Source organism: Pseudomonas sp. HMWF006 (assembly GCF_003061205.1).
GTDB classification, from domain to species: domain Bacteria; phylum Pseudomonadota; class Gammaproteobacteria; order Pseudomonadales; family Pseudomonadaceae; genus Aquipseudomonas; species Aquipseudomonas monsensis.
The window spans coordinates 1-419 of record NZ_QAIU01000637.1 but is presented as its reverse complement, the minus strand read 5'-3'; the positions used below and the strand labels follow the sequence as shown (position 1 = coordinate 419).

Genomic DNA, 419 nt, shown 5'->3' with positions numbered 1-419 from the left:
TCCACGACAACAGCGCTGCGCTGAGCAAAACCGCGCAACGCTGAATCTTTCCCCTGTGGGAACAGGTTCTCAAGGTGATGAGATTTACTGTGGTGAGGGGATTTATCCCCGATGGACTGCGCAGCAGGCCCGGCTTTTCTGAATCAAAGGAGGGGCCGCTTCGCGGCCTATCGGGGATAAATCCCCTCGCCACAGTGTTTCCTTGCAACATTGATTTTTTCCCACAAGGGCTGCTGTGTCTGTAACAGACAGGGCGCCAACCCGGTTCCAAAGGATTCACAATGAGCAATAACGCCTCTTTCACGCCGCCCAGCCTGTTGCTCAGCACCATCGGCCTGTCGCTGGCGACGTTCATGCAAGTGCTCGACACCACCATTGCCAACGTGGCGCTGCCGACGATTTCCGGCAACCTCGGGGTC

At 57.0% G+C, this 419-nt stretch carries 1 protein-coding gene; it reads left to right on the top strand.

Annotated features, from left to right (window positions below):
• Positions 1–281 precede the first annotated feature (281 nt).
• A partial coding sequence (locus DBR24_RS34385; protein ID WP_177490704.1) for a hypothetical protein occupies positions 282–419 on the top strand: 138 nt, incomplete at its 3' end.